Source organism: Rhizobium sp. 862_C5_N1_2, from assembly GCF_051811205.1.
In the GTDB taxonomy this organism is placed as follows: domain Bacteria; phylum Pseudomonadota; class Alphaproteobacteria; order Rhizobiales; family Rhizobiaceae; genus Rhizobium; species Rhizobium leguminosarum.
Map to the genome: position 1 here is coordinate 1,234,883 of NZ_JBPWPT010000001.1, position 15,160 is coordinate 1,250,042.

14 protein-coding genes are annotated in these 15,160 nt (G+C 61.5%); 7 read left to right on the forward strand and 7 right to left on the reverse strand.

What is annotated here, in order from left to right; genetic code table 11:
* Nucleotides 1-52 precede the first annotated feature (52 nt).
* The 7 genes from fabD to gmk all read left to right on the forward strand — a co-directional run bounded on the left by fabD (nucleotide 53) and on the right by gmk (nucleotide 6,615).
* Nucleotides 53-997, forward strand: coding sequence for an ACP S-malonyltransferase (gene fabD / locus ACD590_RS06280; RefSeq protein ID WP_018241445.1), 945 nt, complete (start codon nucleotides 53-55; stop codon nucleotides 995-997).
* 30 nt (nucleotides 998-1,027) lie between these two features.
* Complete coding sequence (fabG, locus tag ACD590_RS06285) at nucleotides 1,028-1,765, forward strand: 3-oxoacyl-[acyl-carrier-protein] reductase (protein ID WP_018241446.1); 738 nt, start codon at nucleotides 1,028-1,030, stop codon at nucleotides 1,763-1,765.
* Between the two features lie 287 nt (nucleotides 1,766-2,052).
* The gene (locus ACD590_RS06290; RefSeq protein WP_003547058.1) at nucleotides 2,053-2,289 is read left to right on the forward strand and encodes an acyl carrier protein; all 237 of its coding nucleotides are present in this window, start codon (nucleotides 2,053-2,055) and stop codon (nucleotides 2,287-2,289) included.
* Nucleotides 2,290-2,382: 93 nt separating this feature from the next.
* Nucleotides 2,383-3,645: a beta-ketoacyl-ACP synthase II gene (fabF, locus tag ACD590_RS06295; RefSeq protein ID WP_018447415.1), complete on the forward strand. Its 1,263-nt coding sequence runs from the start codon at nucleotides 2,383-2,385 to the stop codon at nucleotides 3,643-3,645.
* 180 nt (nucleotides 3,646-3,825) lie between these two features.
* A complete protein-coding gene (gene mltG / locus ACD590_RS06300) occupies nucleotides 3,826-5,043 on the forward strand; it encodes an endolytic transglycosylase MltG (protein ID WP_026230833.1) in 1,218 nt (405 codons plus the stop codon).
* An 18-nt stretch (nucleotides 5,044-5,061) separates the two neighbouring features.
* Complete coding sequence (locus ACD590_RS06305; RefSeq protein ID WP_047621529.1) at nucleotides 5,062-5,949, forward strand: YicC/YloC family endoribonuclease; 888 nt, start codon at nucleotides 5,062-5,064, stop codon at nucleotides 5,947-5,949.
* Between the two features lie 3 nt (nucleotides 5,950-5,952).
* Nucleotides 5,953-6,615 carry a guanylate kinase gene (gmk, locus tag ACD590_RS06310; RefSeq protein ID WP_018241450.1) on the forward strand — a complete coding sequence of 221 codons (663 nt, stop codon included), beginning with the start codon at nucleotides 5,953-5,955 and terminating at the stop codon, nucleotides 6,613-6,615.
* Between the two features lie 43 nt (nucleotides 6,616-6,658).
* On the opposite strand, the gene rsmA is transcribed toward gmk, so the two are convergent.
* From rsmA to ACD590_RS06345, 7 genes are all read right to left on the reverse strand, one after another.
* Nucleotides 6,659-7,486: a 16S rRNA (adenine(1518)-N(6)/adenine(1519)-N(6))-dimethyltransferase RsmA gene (rsmA, locus tag ACD590_RS06315; RefSeq protein ID WP_439002319.1), complete on the reverse strand. Its 828-nt coding sequence runs from the start codon at nucleotides 7,484-7,486 to the stop codon at nucleotides 6,659-6,661.
* The gene (pdxA, locus tag ACD590_RS06320) at nucleotides 7,486-8,514 is read right to left on the reverse strand and encodes a 4-hydroxythreonine-4-phosphate dehydrogenase PdxA (protein ID WP_439002320.1); all 1,029 of its coding nucleotides are present in this window, start codon (nucleotides 8,512-8,514) and stop codon (nucleotides 7,486-7,488) included. Before pdxA ends, rsmA begins: the two co-directional genes overlap by 1 nt.
* A gap of 6 nt (nucleotides 8,515-8,520) precedes the next feature.
* On the reverse strand, nucleotides 8,521-9,465 hold the full coding sequence (locus tag ACD590_RS06325; protein ID WP_028733611.1) for a peptidylprolyl isomerase: 945 nt from the start codon (nucleotides 9,463-9,465) through the stop codon (nucleotides 8,521-8,523).
* 184 nt (nucleotides 9,466-9,649) lie between these two features.
* Entirely contained in the window at nucleotides 9,650-11,992 is a 2,343-nt protein-coding gene (locus ACD590_RS06330; RefSeq protein ID WP_193446076.1) for an LPS-assembly protein LptD, read from the reverse strand.
* Entirely contained in the window at nucleotides 11,992-13,080 is a 1,089-nt protein-coding gene (gene lptG / locus ACD590_RS06335) for an LPS export ABC transporter permease LptG (RefSeq protein WP_018241455.1), read from the reverse strand. Before lptG ends, ACD590_RS06330 begins: the two co-directional genes overlap by 1 nt.
* The gene (gene lptF / locus ACD590_RS06340) at nucleotides 13,077-14,258 is read right to left on the reverse strand and encodes an LPS export ABC transporter permease LptF (RefSeq protein ID WP_026188342.1); all 1,182 of its coding nucleotides are present in this window, start codon (nucleotides 14,256-14,258) and stop codon (nucleotides 13,077-13,079) included. The genes lptG and lptF overlap by 4 nt, the downstream gene beginning before the upstream one ends.
* Nucleotides 14,259-14,358: 100 nt before the next feature.
* Nucleotides 14,359-15,132: a phosphatase PAP2 family protein gene (locus tag ACD590_RS06345; RefSeq protein WP_439002321.1), complete on the reverse strand. Its 774-nt coding sequence runs from the start codon at nucleotides 15,130-15,132 to the stop codon at nucleotides 14,359-14,361.
* Nucleotides 15,133-15,160: the final 28 nt, after the last annotated feature.

Here is a 15,160-nt window from a genome sequence, read left to right on the forward strand (position 1 = left end):
AATGTCAATTGGAGGCAAAACAGCCTTAAGGGGCGTAATCAGGGACATGAAAATGACCATCGCTTTCACTTTTCCCGGTCAGGGCAGTCAGGCCGTCGGCATGGGCAAGGATCTCGCCGAGAATTTCGCGGAAGCTCGCGCCGTTTTCGAAGAGGTCGATCAGGCGCTCGGTGAAAAGCTTTCGGACGTCATGTTCAACGGTCCCGAGGATACGTTGACGTTGACGGCGAATGCCCAGCCGGCGCTGATGGCCGTCTCGATCGCCGTCGTCCGCGTTCTCGAAGCCAAAGGGCTGGATCTGAAGTCGAAGATCGCCTACGTCGCCGGTCATTCGCTCGGCGAATATTCGGCACTTTGCGCCGCCGGCACCTTTTCGCTCGCCGACACCGCGCGGCTGTTGCGCATCCGCGGCAATGCCATGCAGGCGGCCGTCCCAGTCGGCGTCGGCGCTATGGCCGCGATCATCGGCCTCGAACATGCCGACGTCGTTGCCGTTTGCGAGGCAGCGGCCGCTGCCGGCGCCTGCCAGATCGCCAACGACAATGGCGGCGGCCAGATCGTCATCTCGGGCGAGAAGGCAGCCGTCGAAAAGGCGGCCGGCCTTGCGACCGACAAGGGCGCCAAGCGCGCCATCCTGCTGCCGGTCTCCGCTCCGTTCCATTCGACACTGATGGCGCCGGCCGCCAACGCCATGCGCGAAGCGCTGGCAACGGTCGCCAAATCCGATCCGGTCGTGCCTGTCATCGCCAATGTCCGTGCTGCGCCCGTGACAGGCGCCGACGAGATCGCCAGCCTCCTGGTCGAGCAGGTGACCGGCCAGGTCCGCTGGCGCGAGACGGTGGAATGGTTCGCCGGAAATGGCGTCACGACGCTTTATGAACTCGGTTCCGGCAAGGTGCTGACCGGCCTTGCCCGCCGCATCGACAAGACGATCAACGGCATCTCCGTCAACGGTCCGGCGGATATCGACGCGGCCGTCGCCGCCCTCATGGCCTGATTGGTATCTCCAGATATAAGGAACGTTTCCATGTTCGATCTTTCCGGCCGCAAGGCTCTCGTCACCGGCGCATCCGGCGGTATCGGCGAGGAAATCGCCCGCCTTCTTCATAAGCAGGGCGCTATCGTCGGCCTGCACGGCACCCGCGTCGAGAAACTGGAAGCGCTGGCCGCCGATCTCGGCGAGCGCGTCAAGATCTTCCCGGCCAATCTGTCCGACCGCGATGAGGTCAAGGCGCTCGGCCAGAAGGCCGAAGCCGACCTCGAAGGCGTCGATATTCTCGTCAACAATGCCGGCATCACCCGCGACGGGCTCTTTGTACGCATGAGCGACGAGGATTGGGACGCCGTCCTCGAAGTGAACCTGACATCGACGTTCCGCCTGACGCGCGAATTGACGCATCCGATGATGCGTCGCCGCTATGGCCGCATCATCAACATCACCTCCGTCGTCGGCGTCACCGGCAATCCAGGGCAGGCCAATTACTGCGCCTCCAAGGCCGGCATGATCGGCTTCACCAAGTCCTTGGCGCAGGAAATTGCCACCCGCAACGTGACGGTCAATTGCGTGGCACCGGGCTTCATCGAGAGCGCCATGACCGGCAAGCTGAACGACAAGCAGAAGGAAGCGATCATGGGGGCGATCCCGATGAAGCGCATGGGCACGGGCGGCGAGGTCGCTTCGGCGGTTGCTTACCTTGCGTCCTCCGAGGCTGCTTACATGACGGGTCAGACGCTGCACGTAAACGGCGGCATGGCGATGATCTGAAACGACAAACTGTTGGCATGGGAATATTTCCGCCAATAGCATGTTGAGCAATCACGAACCGTTGATTTTCTGGCTTTGCGGCAGACATAAAGCATGTTAAGCGGGCCATGACTGTCAACAGTCGTCCCGAGAAAGCAGACGGACCGGCGGGCTTTTTTGCAAGCCTGGGACATCTCTGAAGCCGGGTAAACGAGTTTGCCGAGGATGTCTGAAAACATCGCAGGCTGAAACAGGGTAGGGGTGCCGCGATGGCATTCCGATCAGGACATAAGGTCGAGGAAACCGACATGAGCGATATCGCAGAACGCGTAAAGAAAATTGTTATTGATCATCTTGGCGTTGATGCCGACAAGGTCGTCGAGAGCGCCAGCTTTATCGACGATCTGGGCGCTGACTCGCTCGACACGGTCGAACTTGTCATGGCTTTCGAAGAAGAATTCGGCGTTGAAATTCCTGACGACGCTGCCGACTCGATCCTGACGGTCGGCGATGCAGTGAAGTTTATTGAGAAGGCCCAGGCCTGATCCTGTGAATTTGAGAAAGGGCGGGCCTGGAGTCCGCCCTTTTCTTTTCGGCATACTTCTCCATAGAACATAAGAGGCGGGGGAAAGCACGCGATGAGACGTGTCGTCATCACCGGTACCGGCATGGTATCACCCTTGGGATGCGGAACCGAGGTGACGTGGTCGCGGCTGCTTGCCGGTCAGAACGGCGCCCGCCTCGTCACCGAATTCGAGGTCGATGACCTTCCCGCCAAGATCGCCTGCCGTATTCCTATCGGTGACGGCACCGACGGCACCTTCAATGTCGATCAGTGGATGGAGCCGAAGGAGCAACGCAAGGTCGACCCCTTCATCATCTACGGCATGGCCGCCGCCGACATGGCGCTTGCCGATGCCGGCTGGCATCCTGAAACCGATGAGGACCAGATCGCCACCGGCGTGCTGATCGGCTCTGGCATCGGTGGTATCGAAGGCATTGTCGAGGCGGGTTACACCCTGCGCGACAAGGGCCCGCGCCGTATCTCGCCCTTCTTCATTCCCGGCCGCCTGATCAACCTCGTCTCCGGCCAGGTCTCGATCCGCCACAAGCTGCGCGGACCCAATCATTCGGTCGTCACCGCCTGCTCGACGGGTGCGCATGCGATCGGCGATGCCGCGCGGCTGATCGCGCTGGGTGACGCCGACGTCATGGTCGCCGGCGGCACGGAATCCCCCGTCAGCCGCATTTCGCTTGCAGGCTTTGCCGCTTGCAAGGCGCTGTCGACCCAGCACAACGACGACCCGCAGAAGGCTTCGCGCCCCTATGATCGCGACCGCGATGGCTTCGTCATGGGCGAAGGCGCCGGCATCGTCGTGCTCGAGGAACTGGAACACGCCAAGGCGCGCGGCGCCAGGATCTACGCCGAAATCGTCGGCTACGGCCTGTCAGGCGATGCCTATCACATCACTGCGCCGTCCGAAGACGGCGAGGGTGCCGGCCGCTGCATGGCGATGGCGCTGAAGCGCGCCGGGCTGACGCCGGCAGATATCGATTACATCAACGCCCACGGTACCTCGACCATGGCCGATACGATCGAACTCGGCGCTGTCGAGCGGTTGGTCGGCAACGCGGCGTCGAAGATCTCCATGTCTTCGACCAAGTCGGCGACTGGACACCTTCTCGGTGCAGCCGGCGCCATCGAGGCGATCTTCACCACGCTCGCCATCCGCGACAATATCGCGCCGCCGACGCTCAATCTCGACAACCCCGAACGTGAGACGGCGATCGATCTTGTTCCGCACAAGGCTCGTGAGCGGGAAATCAATGTGGCGCTGTCCAACTCGTTCGGGTTCGGCGGCACGAACGCGTCGCTCGTGCTGCGCCGTTACGCGCAATAAAAGTCCTGTGCGGTGGAGCGGGTCTCCCTTACACCGCAACCGGCCGTCCTCTACGTTGCGTAGGAGGGCGTGCGAAAGCATAACGACCGGCAACGGCGTCTTTGAACGGCGGCAGAACCTGCTTTTGCCGCATTGCTTCGCGAAATAGCGAAGTGAGGGTCAAGTTTTAGAGGATTGCCGGTGAGCGATACGACGAACCAGAGCAACGATAGCCAGGCGCAGAAGGGACCGATCATCCCGAAGTCGCCGAACGAAGCCCTGCGTCCTGAGCGTGTCCCGGAGCCGCCGCGGCGGTCCAGGAAAGCCCGCGGCCAGGTCGTTCTTTTCCTCAACTTCATCATGACGCTGGCGGTTCTGGTCTGCGTCGTCGCCGTCATCGGCTTCTACTATGCCACATCGACCTATCGGAACCCCGGTCCGCTGCAGACCAACACCAATTTCATCGTCCGCAACGGCGCTGGTCTGGCCGAAATCGCCTCGAACCTCGAGCGCAACGCAATTATCAGCGATGCCCGCATCTTCCGCTATCTCACGGCAACGCATCTTTCTGCCGGTGAGAGCCTGAAGGCGGGTGAATACGAGATCAAGGCGAAGGCCTCCATGAGCGATATCATGGAGCTTCTGAAATCGGGCAAGTCCATCCTCTATTCCGTTTCCTTCCCTGAGGGCTTGACGGTCCGCCAGATGTTTGACCGCATGCTGCAGGACACCGTGCTCGAAGGTGACTTGCCGGCCGCACTGCCGACCGAGGGCAGCCTGCGTCCGGATACCTACAAATTCTCGCGCGGCACCAAGCGCGCGGAGATCATCGACCAGATGGCGGCTGCGCAGCAGAAGCTCGTCGATCAGATCTGGGACAAGCGCGACTCCTCGTTGCCGCTGCGATCCAAAGTGGAATTCGTGACACTCGCCTCGATCGTCGAAAAGGAAACCGGCGTTCCCGACGAGCGTGCCCACGTCGCCTCCGTTTTCCTGAACAGGCTCGGCAAGGGCATGCGCCTGCAGTCCGATCCGACGATCATCTACGGTCTCTTCGGCGGCGAGGGCAAACCCGCCGACCGGCCGATCTACCAGTCGGACCTCAAGCGGGACACACCTTACAACACCTATGTCATCAAGGGTCTGCCGCCGACGCCGATCGCCAATCCCGGCAAGGATGCGCTGGAAGCCGTCGCCAATCCCTGGAAGACGCAGGACCTTTATTTCGTCGCCGACGGCACCGGTGGCCACGTTTTCGCTGCGACGCTCGAGGAGCACAATGCCAACGTCAAGCGCTGGCGCAAGCTCGAAGCCGACAAGGGCTCGGACCCGAACATCGCAGTCGACGGCCAGCCGGAAGAGCAGCCGGCGGATAATGGCGCCACCGTCGTGCCGCCGAAGAAAAAGAAGATCAACTGATACTTTCGGGAGGCACGCATGGCTTTGCAGTCCATGACCGGTTTTGCACGGCGCGAGGGAACGAGCGGCCGCTGGCGCTGGGCATGGGAATTGCGCTCGGTCAACGGTAAGGGCCTCGACCTGCGCCTGCGCCTGCCGCCTGGCCTCGAACGCATGGAGGCAGACGTCCGCCGTCTCGCCGGCGAAAGCTTCAGCCGCGGCAACCTGCAGGCATCGCTATCCGTCACCGCCGACGAGAACCGTTTCGAGGCGGTGCTGAACAAGGAGGCGCTCGCTGCCGTGCTTGCCATGCGCGAGCAGTTGGACGGTGTCATCGATCCGTCGCCACTGAAGCTCGATACGCTGCTCCTGGTGCGCGGCATCGTGGAATTCCGCGAAAGCGAGGATGGCGAGGAGGCGCTTGCCGCCCGTGATGCCGAGATCGCTGCCGGCTTGCTGGCCGCGCTTTCCGATCTGAGAGCAATGCGCGAACAGGAAGGTTCGGCGCTGACGCGTATCCTCCTCGACCATGTCACGACGATCGAAGGCCTGACACGAACGATCGAGCTCGATCCGTCTCGCTCGCCGCAGGAGATCGCCGCGCGGCTGGTCGCGCAGGTCGCCTTGTTGATGGATGGCATGGCCGCACTCGACCGCGACAGGCTGCATGCCGAAGCCGCACTGCTGGCGACCAAAGCGGATCTGCGCGAGGAAATCGATCGTCTCAAGGCTCATGTCGCCGCAGCGCGCGATCTCCTGGTGAAAGGTGGGCCTGCCGGGCGCCGGCTGGACTTCCTTGCACAGGAATTTAACCGCGAATCGAATACCATCTGCTCGAAGTCGAACGCCTCGGCGGTCACCGCTGCCGGCATCGAGTTGAAAGTCGTGATCGACCAGTTCCGCGAGCAGGTCCAGAATTTGGAGTAAGACATGAACCCGGCGAAATCCTCGCCCGTGCAGATCGCCCGCCGCGGTCTGATGCTTGTCATCTCGTCGCCGTCGGGCGCCGGCAAGTCCACCATCGCGCGCACGCTTCTGGAGACCGACAGGCAAATCGGTCTTTCCGTCAGCGTCACCACACGTCAGCGCCGCCCGAGCGAAGTCGAGGATGTGCATTACCACTTCAAGAGTGTGCGCGAGTTCGAGCGGCTGCGCGATAGCGACGCGCTGCTCGAATGGGCCGAGGTGCATGGCAATTTCTACGGCACACCGCGCGAGCCGGTCGAGCAGGCCATGGCCGAAGGCCGCGACATGCTCTTTGACATCGATTGGCAGGGCGCCCAGCAATTGCAGGAGAAGATGTCGGCCGACGTGGTCTCGATCTTCGTGCTGCCTCCGACCATGACGGAACTCCAGTCGCGGCTGCATCGCCGTGCCGAGGATTCCGAGGAGGTCATCCAGACGCGCCTCGCCAATAGCCGCGCCGAGATCGCCCACTGGCGCGAATACGACTACGTCATCATAAACGACGATCTCAACGCCGCCCTCGACGCCGTCCAGTCGATCGTCAAGGCCGAACGCCTGCGCCGCGACCGCCGCCATGGCATGTTCGACTTCGTCCGTGCATTGCTGGAAGAGACGCCCTCGCTTTAGAGCAGCTCCTGGGGAAACCGCTTCGCACGTTCCTGGAATTGCCCTACATGCTGTTTGCCAGAAGGCAGAATTCCTCGACAGATAGGGTTTCCGCCCGCCGCGCCGGATCGATCCCGGCCTTGACAAGCAGGCTCTCGCCGCCGAGCGATTTCAGGCTTTGGCGCAGCATCTTGCGACGTTGGCCGAAAGCGGCCTGCGTCACTTTTTCCAGATTGGCGACAACGCAGGGGATCGGGTTTTCGCGAGGGGTCAGCTGCACGACCGTCGACGTCACCTTCGGCGGCGGCGTGAAGGCTTGCGGCGGCACGTCGAAGGCCATGCGTGCCTCTGTTCGCCAGCCGCAGAGCACGCCGAGACGGCCGTAATGGTCGTCATCTTCGTTGGCGACGATGCGCTCGCCGACTTCTTTCTGAAACATCAGCGTGAGCGACTGCCAGAACGGTGGCCAGGCTTTCGGCAGCAGCCAGTTGACCAGCAACTGCGTGCCGACATTGTAGGGCAGGTTGGCAATGATCTTGATCGGGCCTTCCGGCACCAATGTCTCGAAATCCGTCTTCAACGCATCGCCTTCGATCACCTCCAGCCGGCCGGGATAATGATCCGCGATCTCGGCGAGCGCCGGCAGGCAGCGTGTATCCCGCTCGATGGCGATAACCTTCCTGGCGCCGAGCGCCAGGATCGCGCGCGTCAGCCCGCCGGGGCCGGGGCCGACTTCAAAAACGGTCGCATCGTCGAGCGCCCCCGCCGTGCGGGCGATCTTCTGGGTGAGGTTGAGATCGAGCAGGAAATTCTGCCCGAGCGCCTTGCGCGCGTCGAGGCCGTGACGCTGGATCACGTCGCGAAGCGGCGGCAGGCCATCGAGTGCTGCCATCAGCGGCGGCTTTCCGCACTGCGGCCGAGTTGGGCGGCGAGCTTCAGCGCTGCAACAAGGCTCTGCTCGCGCGCCAGTCCCTTACCGGCGATGCCGAAAGCGGTGCCGTGATCCGGCGAGGTGCGCACGAAGGGAAGCCCGAGCGTCACGTTGACGCTGTCGTCGAAACCAAGTGCCTTGGCTGGGATCAGTGCCTGGTCGTGATACATGCAGACGGCGACGTCGTATCGCGCCCGCGCCTCGTCATGGAACATCGTATCGGCGGGCAGGGGGCCGATCGCATCGATGCCCTCGTCGCGCAGGCGCTCGATCGCCGGTCGGATGATATCCTCGTCCTCCTTGCCGATCGCCCCGCCTTCGCCCGCATGCGGGTTGAGGCCGGCAACGGCGAGCCGGGGCGCCTCGATGCCGAAACGCTGCCTCAGGTCTTCATGGGCGATCCGGCAGGTCTCCACGATCAGTTCGCCTGTCAGCGCCTGCGGCACGTCCCGGACTGGAATGTGGATGGTGACGGGAATCGCCCGGAGCTTCGGTCCAGATAACATCATCACCGGTGTCACCGGCCGGCCGCTCGCCCTGGCGGCGAGATCGGCGAGAAATTCGGTATGGCCGGGAAATCGGAAACCCGCCTCGTAGAGCACGGCTTTAGCGATGGGATTGGTGACGACCGCGAGCGCCTCGCCGGTGATGACAAGCGACACGGCTTTCTCGATCGCCGCGATCGTGCCTTTCGCCGTTGCCGCATGCGGCTCGCCGGCCACCACCTCGATGCCGGCCGGTATGGTCATGACGGGCAGCGCGTCGGCAAACATGCCGGCGGCCTCGCTGGCTTTATCGATCTCGCGGATCGAAACCGCCAGATTGAGCTGGCGGGCTCTCAGCGCCAAGACATCAGGATCGCCGATCAGGAAGAAAGGCGGCAGCCCGAGTTCACGCCGCCGGAGCCAGGCCATCAGAGTAATGTCCGGCCCGATGCCGGCGGGATCGCCCTGGGTCAGCGCAAGCAGTCGCGAAAACGGTATCACCATTGTCGGTCAGCGATAGGCGATCTGCGCCTTTTTGCGCAGTTCATCCAGGTATTTCTTGCTGTTTTCGTTTTCCGGGCTGGCGTCCTTGCCGCCCTTGGACTTGTCGAGATCTTCCTGGCGGAAGACCATTTCGGCGGCCTGGTCGTCGGAGACCTGCCGCTGGCTGCAGATTGCCAGGTATTCGACGCCCTTGTCGGTGACGCGGGTCCCTGTCGTGTTGCCCTTGGCCTGCTCGACCAACGGCTTCCAATCCGGCGGGATCTCGGGGGCGAGCATGCGGCCGAGATCGCGCACGGAAACGTCACGCATCGTCGCGGCAAATACCTTTGCCTGGTCGCAGCCCGGAAATTTCGAGCGCGACGCCTCGGCCTCGCCCTTGCGCTTGCCGGTGATGGCCCCGCGCTTGGCTTGCGGAATGACGAAGATGATCTGCTGCAGCATATATTCCGTCGTCACCGGCTTCTGCTTGTTGTTCTGCATCATGCGCGAGACGAGATCATAGTTCGACAGCCGCGACGTCGAGCCGTAGCGGGCGTTGACCACACGCGGCCAGCTCATCTGCACGGCGATGAAACCCTTGAAATGGTCGACGCCGACACCGGCGCGATCGAGGATCTGCGACATCTGCTCGGGGGAAAGCTTGTTGCCGCTCGAAAAGCGCGCGAAAGACGCATCGACGTCCTGCTGCGAAACCGACATATGAACGCGGGCGACTTCCTGCCGCTTGAGCGCCTCGTCGATCAATTGCTCCTCAGCGGCCTTGGCATCGGCCTTCGTATGCTGCAGGCGCAGGAAGGCCTGGCGCTTGGCGACATCGCCGCTGGTGATGGCGGTGCCGTTCACCACCGCCTTGACTTCACTTGCTGCAAACGCTGGACCGGCAAGGCCTGTCAGCAATGCAAGCGCTGCCCCGGCGAGGAACTTGGTTATGGCCTTTTTCGCGTCAATCATCTGATGACCTCCCGATAGCGCCGCGAGACGTTGTTCGCGGCGTTCTTACCACAGTGCGAGACACGCGGAAATCGCTTCCATCACGGCGCGAAACCCCTATGCCTCAGATACCGACTGGCGGCAATGTCCTGCACAGGCTTACGGCGAAAGAATGGCTTCAGGCCATGTTTGCGCCCGCCGTCCGTCAGTTGAGGCCATCCGAGCTGTCTCCAGAATAGCCGACCTTGATGTCGCCGAGTGTGCGGAAGGTCAGCCGCGCGCCGATCGTCCAGTCGCTTGCCGACTCGTCGTCGGAATCCCTGCTGTCGGTATAGGCGATCGTGAAGATCGTGCATTCGTCCTCATAGGATAGGCCAAGCGTCCGGCGGCTAATCACATCATTGTTCAGATCCCAGGCGATGCCGCCGAAAATCGACCAGTAATCCTTGAACTTGATTTTGCTGCTGGTCTGGATCTCGTCATTGTCCTCGTCGAAGCCATATGCCGGCTGGGCGCTGAGATGGGTGAAGGTCACCTGCGAAGAGAAGGTGTCGTTCTGGTAGGCCGTCGTCAGGTCGCCGCGGCGGAAATCGAAATCCTTCTCGTCGAGGCGGTAGGAGGCGGTCACGGAAACGCCGTACGGTGTCTCGATGCCACCGAGGCCGACATAGTCGGAGCGAGTGGTTTCAAGGCCGGAATCGGCGCCGACATTGACGAGGTCATCGGTCGCAAACGAGTTCTGACCGGCGATCTGGTACGATTGGCCGAAAATGCCGTGCAGCTTGTAACCGCTGTCGAACGTACCGGTGTACTGGATGCCGACATTGGCGCGGGTACCGCCTTCGACGCGGTCGTAGCCCGAGAATTTGTCGCGGTCGAACAGTGAGGTGGCGTCGAAGACGAAGCTCTGCGCATCCTCGTTCGGCAGGCGGCCTGCGAGTTGCTCGTCGGGGCGGGCATAGATCTGTGCGATCGGCTCGAGGACATGAGTGCTATTGTCAGTCGTCATCAGGATCGGATAACGCATCTCCAGCCCGGCCGTGACCATCGAGCGGGTGGCGGAATTGCCGTCGTCGTAGTTGCCGGCGTAACCTGTGGGATCGTCCATGTTCAGCGCGAAGGCGTCGCCGCGCGCGGCCAGCAGCGGCGTGATCACGAGGCCGGTCGGCGTGACGTAGGTGCGCTTCCACTGCAGCTCGGCAGTCAGCCGCGAGGTCTGACCCTTCAGGCCGCGGAAGCGGTCGAAGCCGTCGACGGTATAGAAGTCGTCATGGGTGCGCGAAATATTCGTCAGGTTGACATCAGCCGAAAGCTCGCCGCCTGCAAGCGGCTGCGGCGCCACATAGTGATAGTCGAGCGACGGATAGACGATCGCCTGCTGTTTTTCGGCAGTGTTCTTCCGGTCGGCATCCTGGACGTCGAAATAGAACGCCCGCATGTCGAAATAATTGCGTTTCCCAAGTCCCGTCAGGTAGATCTGGTTGGTACGATCGGTGCTGGTCAGGCCGCGCAGCTTGTAGGTGCGCGAGAAGTTGTTGTCGCTCTGCATCATGACGTCCCAGCCGAACGTCCAGCGCGGATTGATGCGGAATTCGGCCTTCGATGCCACCATGCCACGCTGGCCGGCTTCGGCATCGCTGGTGCCGGAGCTGAAATTGTCCGGCTTTGCCTGGTCTATACCGGCGACGCGCAGGATATGCGTGCCATTTTCGAAGCGCTGGCGGAATTCGCCTTCGACGAGGAAGCCCTGGGCGGTGTAGCCGGTGGCGGTGACCGTCGCGTCCATGCTCGGCGAGATCACATAATAATAAGGAACGGAAAGTCCGAAGCCAAGATTCTGCGACAGGCTCATCGTCGGGAAGAGAAAGCCCGACTTGCGCTTCACCGTATTGTCGGGAACTTCCATGACCGGCACGAAGGCGATCGGATAGCCGAGCAGCTCGAAGCGGGCTCTCTCCAGGCGGATCGTGTGGGTCACGCCGTTCTGGATCACACGCTTGGCCTTGACCTGCCAGAAGGGCGCGCGTTTCGGATCTTCGGCGCAAGGAAGGCAGGCCGTGTAGACGCCCTTGTTGAGAATCATCTGCGTGCCGCCGACGCGCTCGCCGGTTTCGGCGACGATACGGGTATTGTCGGCAGTTTCGATGCGCAGCGAGTTCATGAACCCGTCAGCGAAATTGTCGGTCACGTCAAGGTTGTCGGCGTAGATGCGGTTGCCGTCGGGGCTGACCAGCTCGATATTGCCGATCGCCGTCATCCGGCCGGTCTTCTGATTGTACTCGACCTTCTGCGCGACCATCTTGTAGCCCGCATAATTGATCTGCACGCCGCCGACCGCCGACACCAGATCGGCGTCACGGTTATAGACGAGTTCATTGGCCGAAAGCAGAAGCTTGGCCTCTGCAGGAATCTTCTTCTCGATCGTTTGTTCGGGCGCGCTGACCTGGCCGTATGAGGCCGGGACACTGCCGAAATAGGAACATAGAGTCGCGCCGACAAGCAGGGCAACCAGCTGTTTACTAAAATACTTGCGGTCGCCTACCGCCACTAGCCGTCCTCCTGATGAAGCAGAATAGTCGCACCCAAGGCCAGCGCGACGACCACCGGTATCCACGTCGCCACGAAGGGAGGCACGACTCCACTGCTTCCGAATGCCTTTACAAGCACGGTGATGACATAAAGCATGAAGCCCGAAAGGATGCCACCCAGAATCACGGAGCGGGATTGGTTGAACCGGCTAAATTTTAGGGACACTGTTGCAGCAATGAGAGTCATGGCCACCAGCAGCAATGGCTGGGACAACAGGGAGTTGAATTGCGTCTCCAACGCCTTGGTTGAGATGCCGAAGGATTTGGCCGCCGCAATCCGGTTGGAAAGGTCAAAGAAACCAATTGTTTCCGGCGCTGTCAGCCGCTCCTGAACGAAATCCTGTTTCAGATTGGTGCGAAGTTGAACCGAAGCTTTACGCACCGGGATTTCGCCAGGCTGGCGCTCGACAACGTTGTTAAGTTGCCAGTAACCATCTTCCAATTTTGCCGTGGCCGCGTCCTGTCTCAGAATGACCTGACCCCTTGAATCGAAATGGATCAGCACGGCGTCGATCAGCTTGGTTCCGTTATCCTGGACCGTCTGGGCGCCGATGATGACATCGTCCCGGCCACTGATCTGGCGCAGCCACGGAATCTGCGGGGCTTTGCGCAGAACTGCGTTCTCGCCGCGCCAGTCGGATTCGACCAGCAGTGCCTGGCGCTGTCCCCAGGCCGCAAGCGGGTTGAGCGCCGCCATCGTCAACAGGCCGAGCGCCAGCGAGCCGGCGATGAAGGGGAACATGAACTGCCAGACCGAAATCCCGGCTGCGCGCGTCACGACGAGCTCATATTTGCGGTTGAGGCCGATCAGCACCGTCATGCCGACGAACAGCGCGATGAACGGCACCGTCTGCTGCAGGATGAGCGGCAGGCGCACGGCGGTCATCAGCACGCCGCCGCTGATCGTGTAGCCGGGCAGACCGGACATGCGGCCTGCCGTCTCGCTGAAATCGAGGAGGAAAGAAATCGCCGAGACGCCGATCAGGAACCAGCCCGTCGTTACTAGGTAGCGGCGAAAGAAATAACGCGACAATGTCCCGAACATCATTGGGCAGTGCCCCCGCCGGTCCTGCCGGTCGCGGCAAGCAGCCTTTCCTGCATCTGTCTCCAGAAAGACGAAATCCGGTCCCGAATGAACGAAGGCATGACCAGTCGTTTGTGCAGGCCGAGGAAGACGATCGAGACGATGCTGCTGACAATCGGTATGGCATAGAGGACGGCGATATATTCAGGGTCGGTGTCGATCTGATTGGCCGCGTAGAAGGCCGCCCATCGCATCGCGAAGGCATAGGCGAGAGCGCTCACCATCGGATGCAGCCGCGCTTCGCGGTGCGAGCGCGCATCGCCGGCGATCGCCAGTGAAAACAGGGCAAAGACAACGGGCAGGATCCAGTCCGTCAGCCGGCGGTGCAGTTCGGCGCGGTAGCTTTGCGGCCGGATCGTATAGTCCTTGTCGGCCGGATCTGGATTGAACAGGAACCACAGGTCACGGTCGCTGGCGCGCAACGTCGCCTGACCGCGACTCTCCGTCATGTCCGAGAGGTCGAAGGAATAGGAATCGAAATTGATGACCGAGACGTTGCCATCGGGTGTTTTGCGGTGCACTTCGCCTTCATGCATGATCAGGGTCGTGCCCGTATCGTCGACGGCGCCTTCCTTCGCATAATAGATCAGTTCGTAGGCCGGATCGCGCTCGTCGGCGACGAAAAGGCCCTTCAGCATGCGGCCGGCCATCCGCTGCGAGATCTGCACATAGAGGCCTTCATCAAGCTTGCGGAAGGTCTTTTCCTCGATCACCGAAGAGAGGAGATCAGCATAGGTCTCGGCGATCATCTGGCGCACGACGGTTTTTGCGCGCGGCTCGACGACGTTGTCGACGAAGAAGGAAAAGACGCTGATGACGGCGGCAAGCAGCAGGATCGGGCGGATCAACACGCTGCGCCGCGCCCCGGCCGCGTCGATGACGGTCAGCTCGGAATCGTTGTTCATCGTCGTCAGCGTCTGGGTGATCGCGATGACGAGGGCGAAGGGCAGCACGACGGGAATGATCGACGGCAGGATCATCGTTGCGAGCTTGGCGAACGAGCCGATCGACTGGCCGCTGTCGGTAACCAGATTGATGCGCTGCAGAACCTGAGTCGTCCAAATGATCGCCAGAACGGGCAGGAGCGCCACGAGAAACATCTGGCCGACGCGCCGCAATATGTATGTCTCGAGTAGTTTCATGCCTGCCCTTGAAAGCACCTGCACGCCCAAACGGCTTTGCAGGAGAATCCCTCTACGCTCTTTGTCGCGCTTTTGCGACAAGCTGGTGTCAAAAATTCATTCAATTTTCAGAATTTTTTTGATGCTGTTGCGACTCAGTTAACGCCAGCAACGCGGCGAAGACGACAAGCGACGAAAGCCATCCAAGAACGACGTCGGAAAGATAGTGCGCGCCGAAGGATAGCCGCATCGCCGGGGTGAGGATCGAGATCGCGGCCACAGGCGCCGCCAGCGCATAACGCAGGGGCTTCGGAACGAAGAGCAGAAGGCAGAAGAGCCAGCCGGCGCTTGCTGCCTCGCCTGATATGAACGAACAGTTCGAAACGCATTTTCCGGCAAGCGAACCTGCCTGGGCGAAATGCAGCGCACCGCCGAAAATGTCCGTCTGTATCGGCCGCGGCCGGCCCCAATGCTCCTTCAGGATGACATTGACGAGCAGCACCGGCCCGATCAGCAGCGTTCCGAGCGCGACTTTGAGCTTTTGCGCCCGCTCGGCGTTAAAGGTTGCGCCACGCTGCTGGTAGCATTCGACGAGTTTCCACAGCATCACGATCGCCACCACATAGGGCAAGCGGAAGAAGAGGGTGCGCAGCAGGTCGAAGGCCGCGACGTCGCGATAGGGAAAGCCGCCGCAGATGCTCCCGGCGGCGGCAGCCGCGTCACAATCTGCGCCTACGAAAAAAAGCTGGGAAAAATAGATGTCTATTTCGGGGAAAGCCCGAAAGACGGCAAGCAGCGCCCACCACGTCCAAAACAGCAGCATGAATGCACCGAAAGTCGTTTTCGGCAGGCGGATTGCGAGGTCCCGCCATCGATTTTTCGAAAAAACTGTCAACGCGAATATCTACGAAACTGACGAAAAC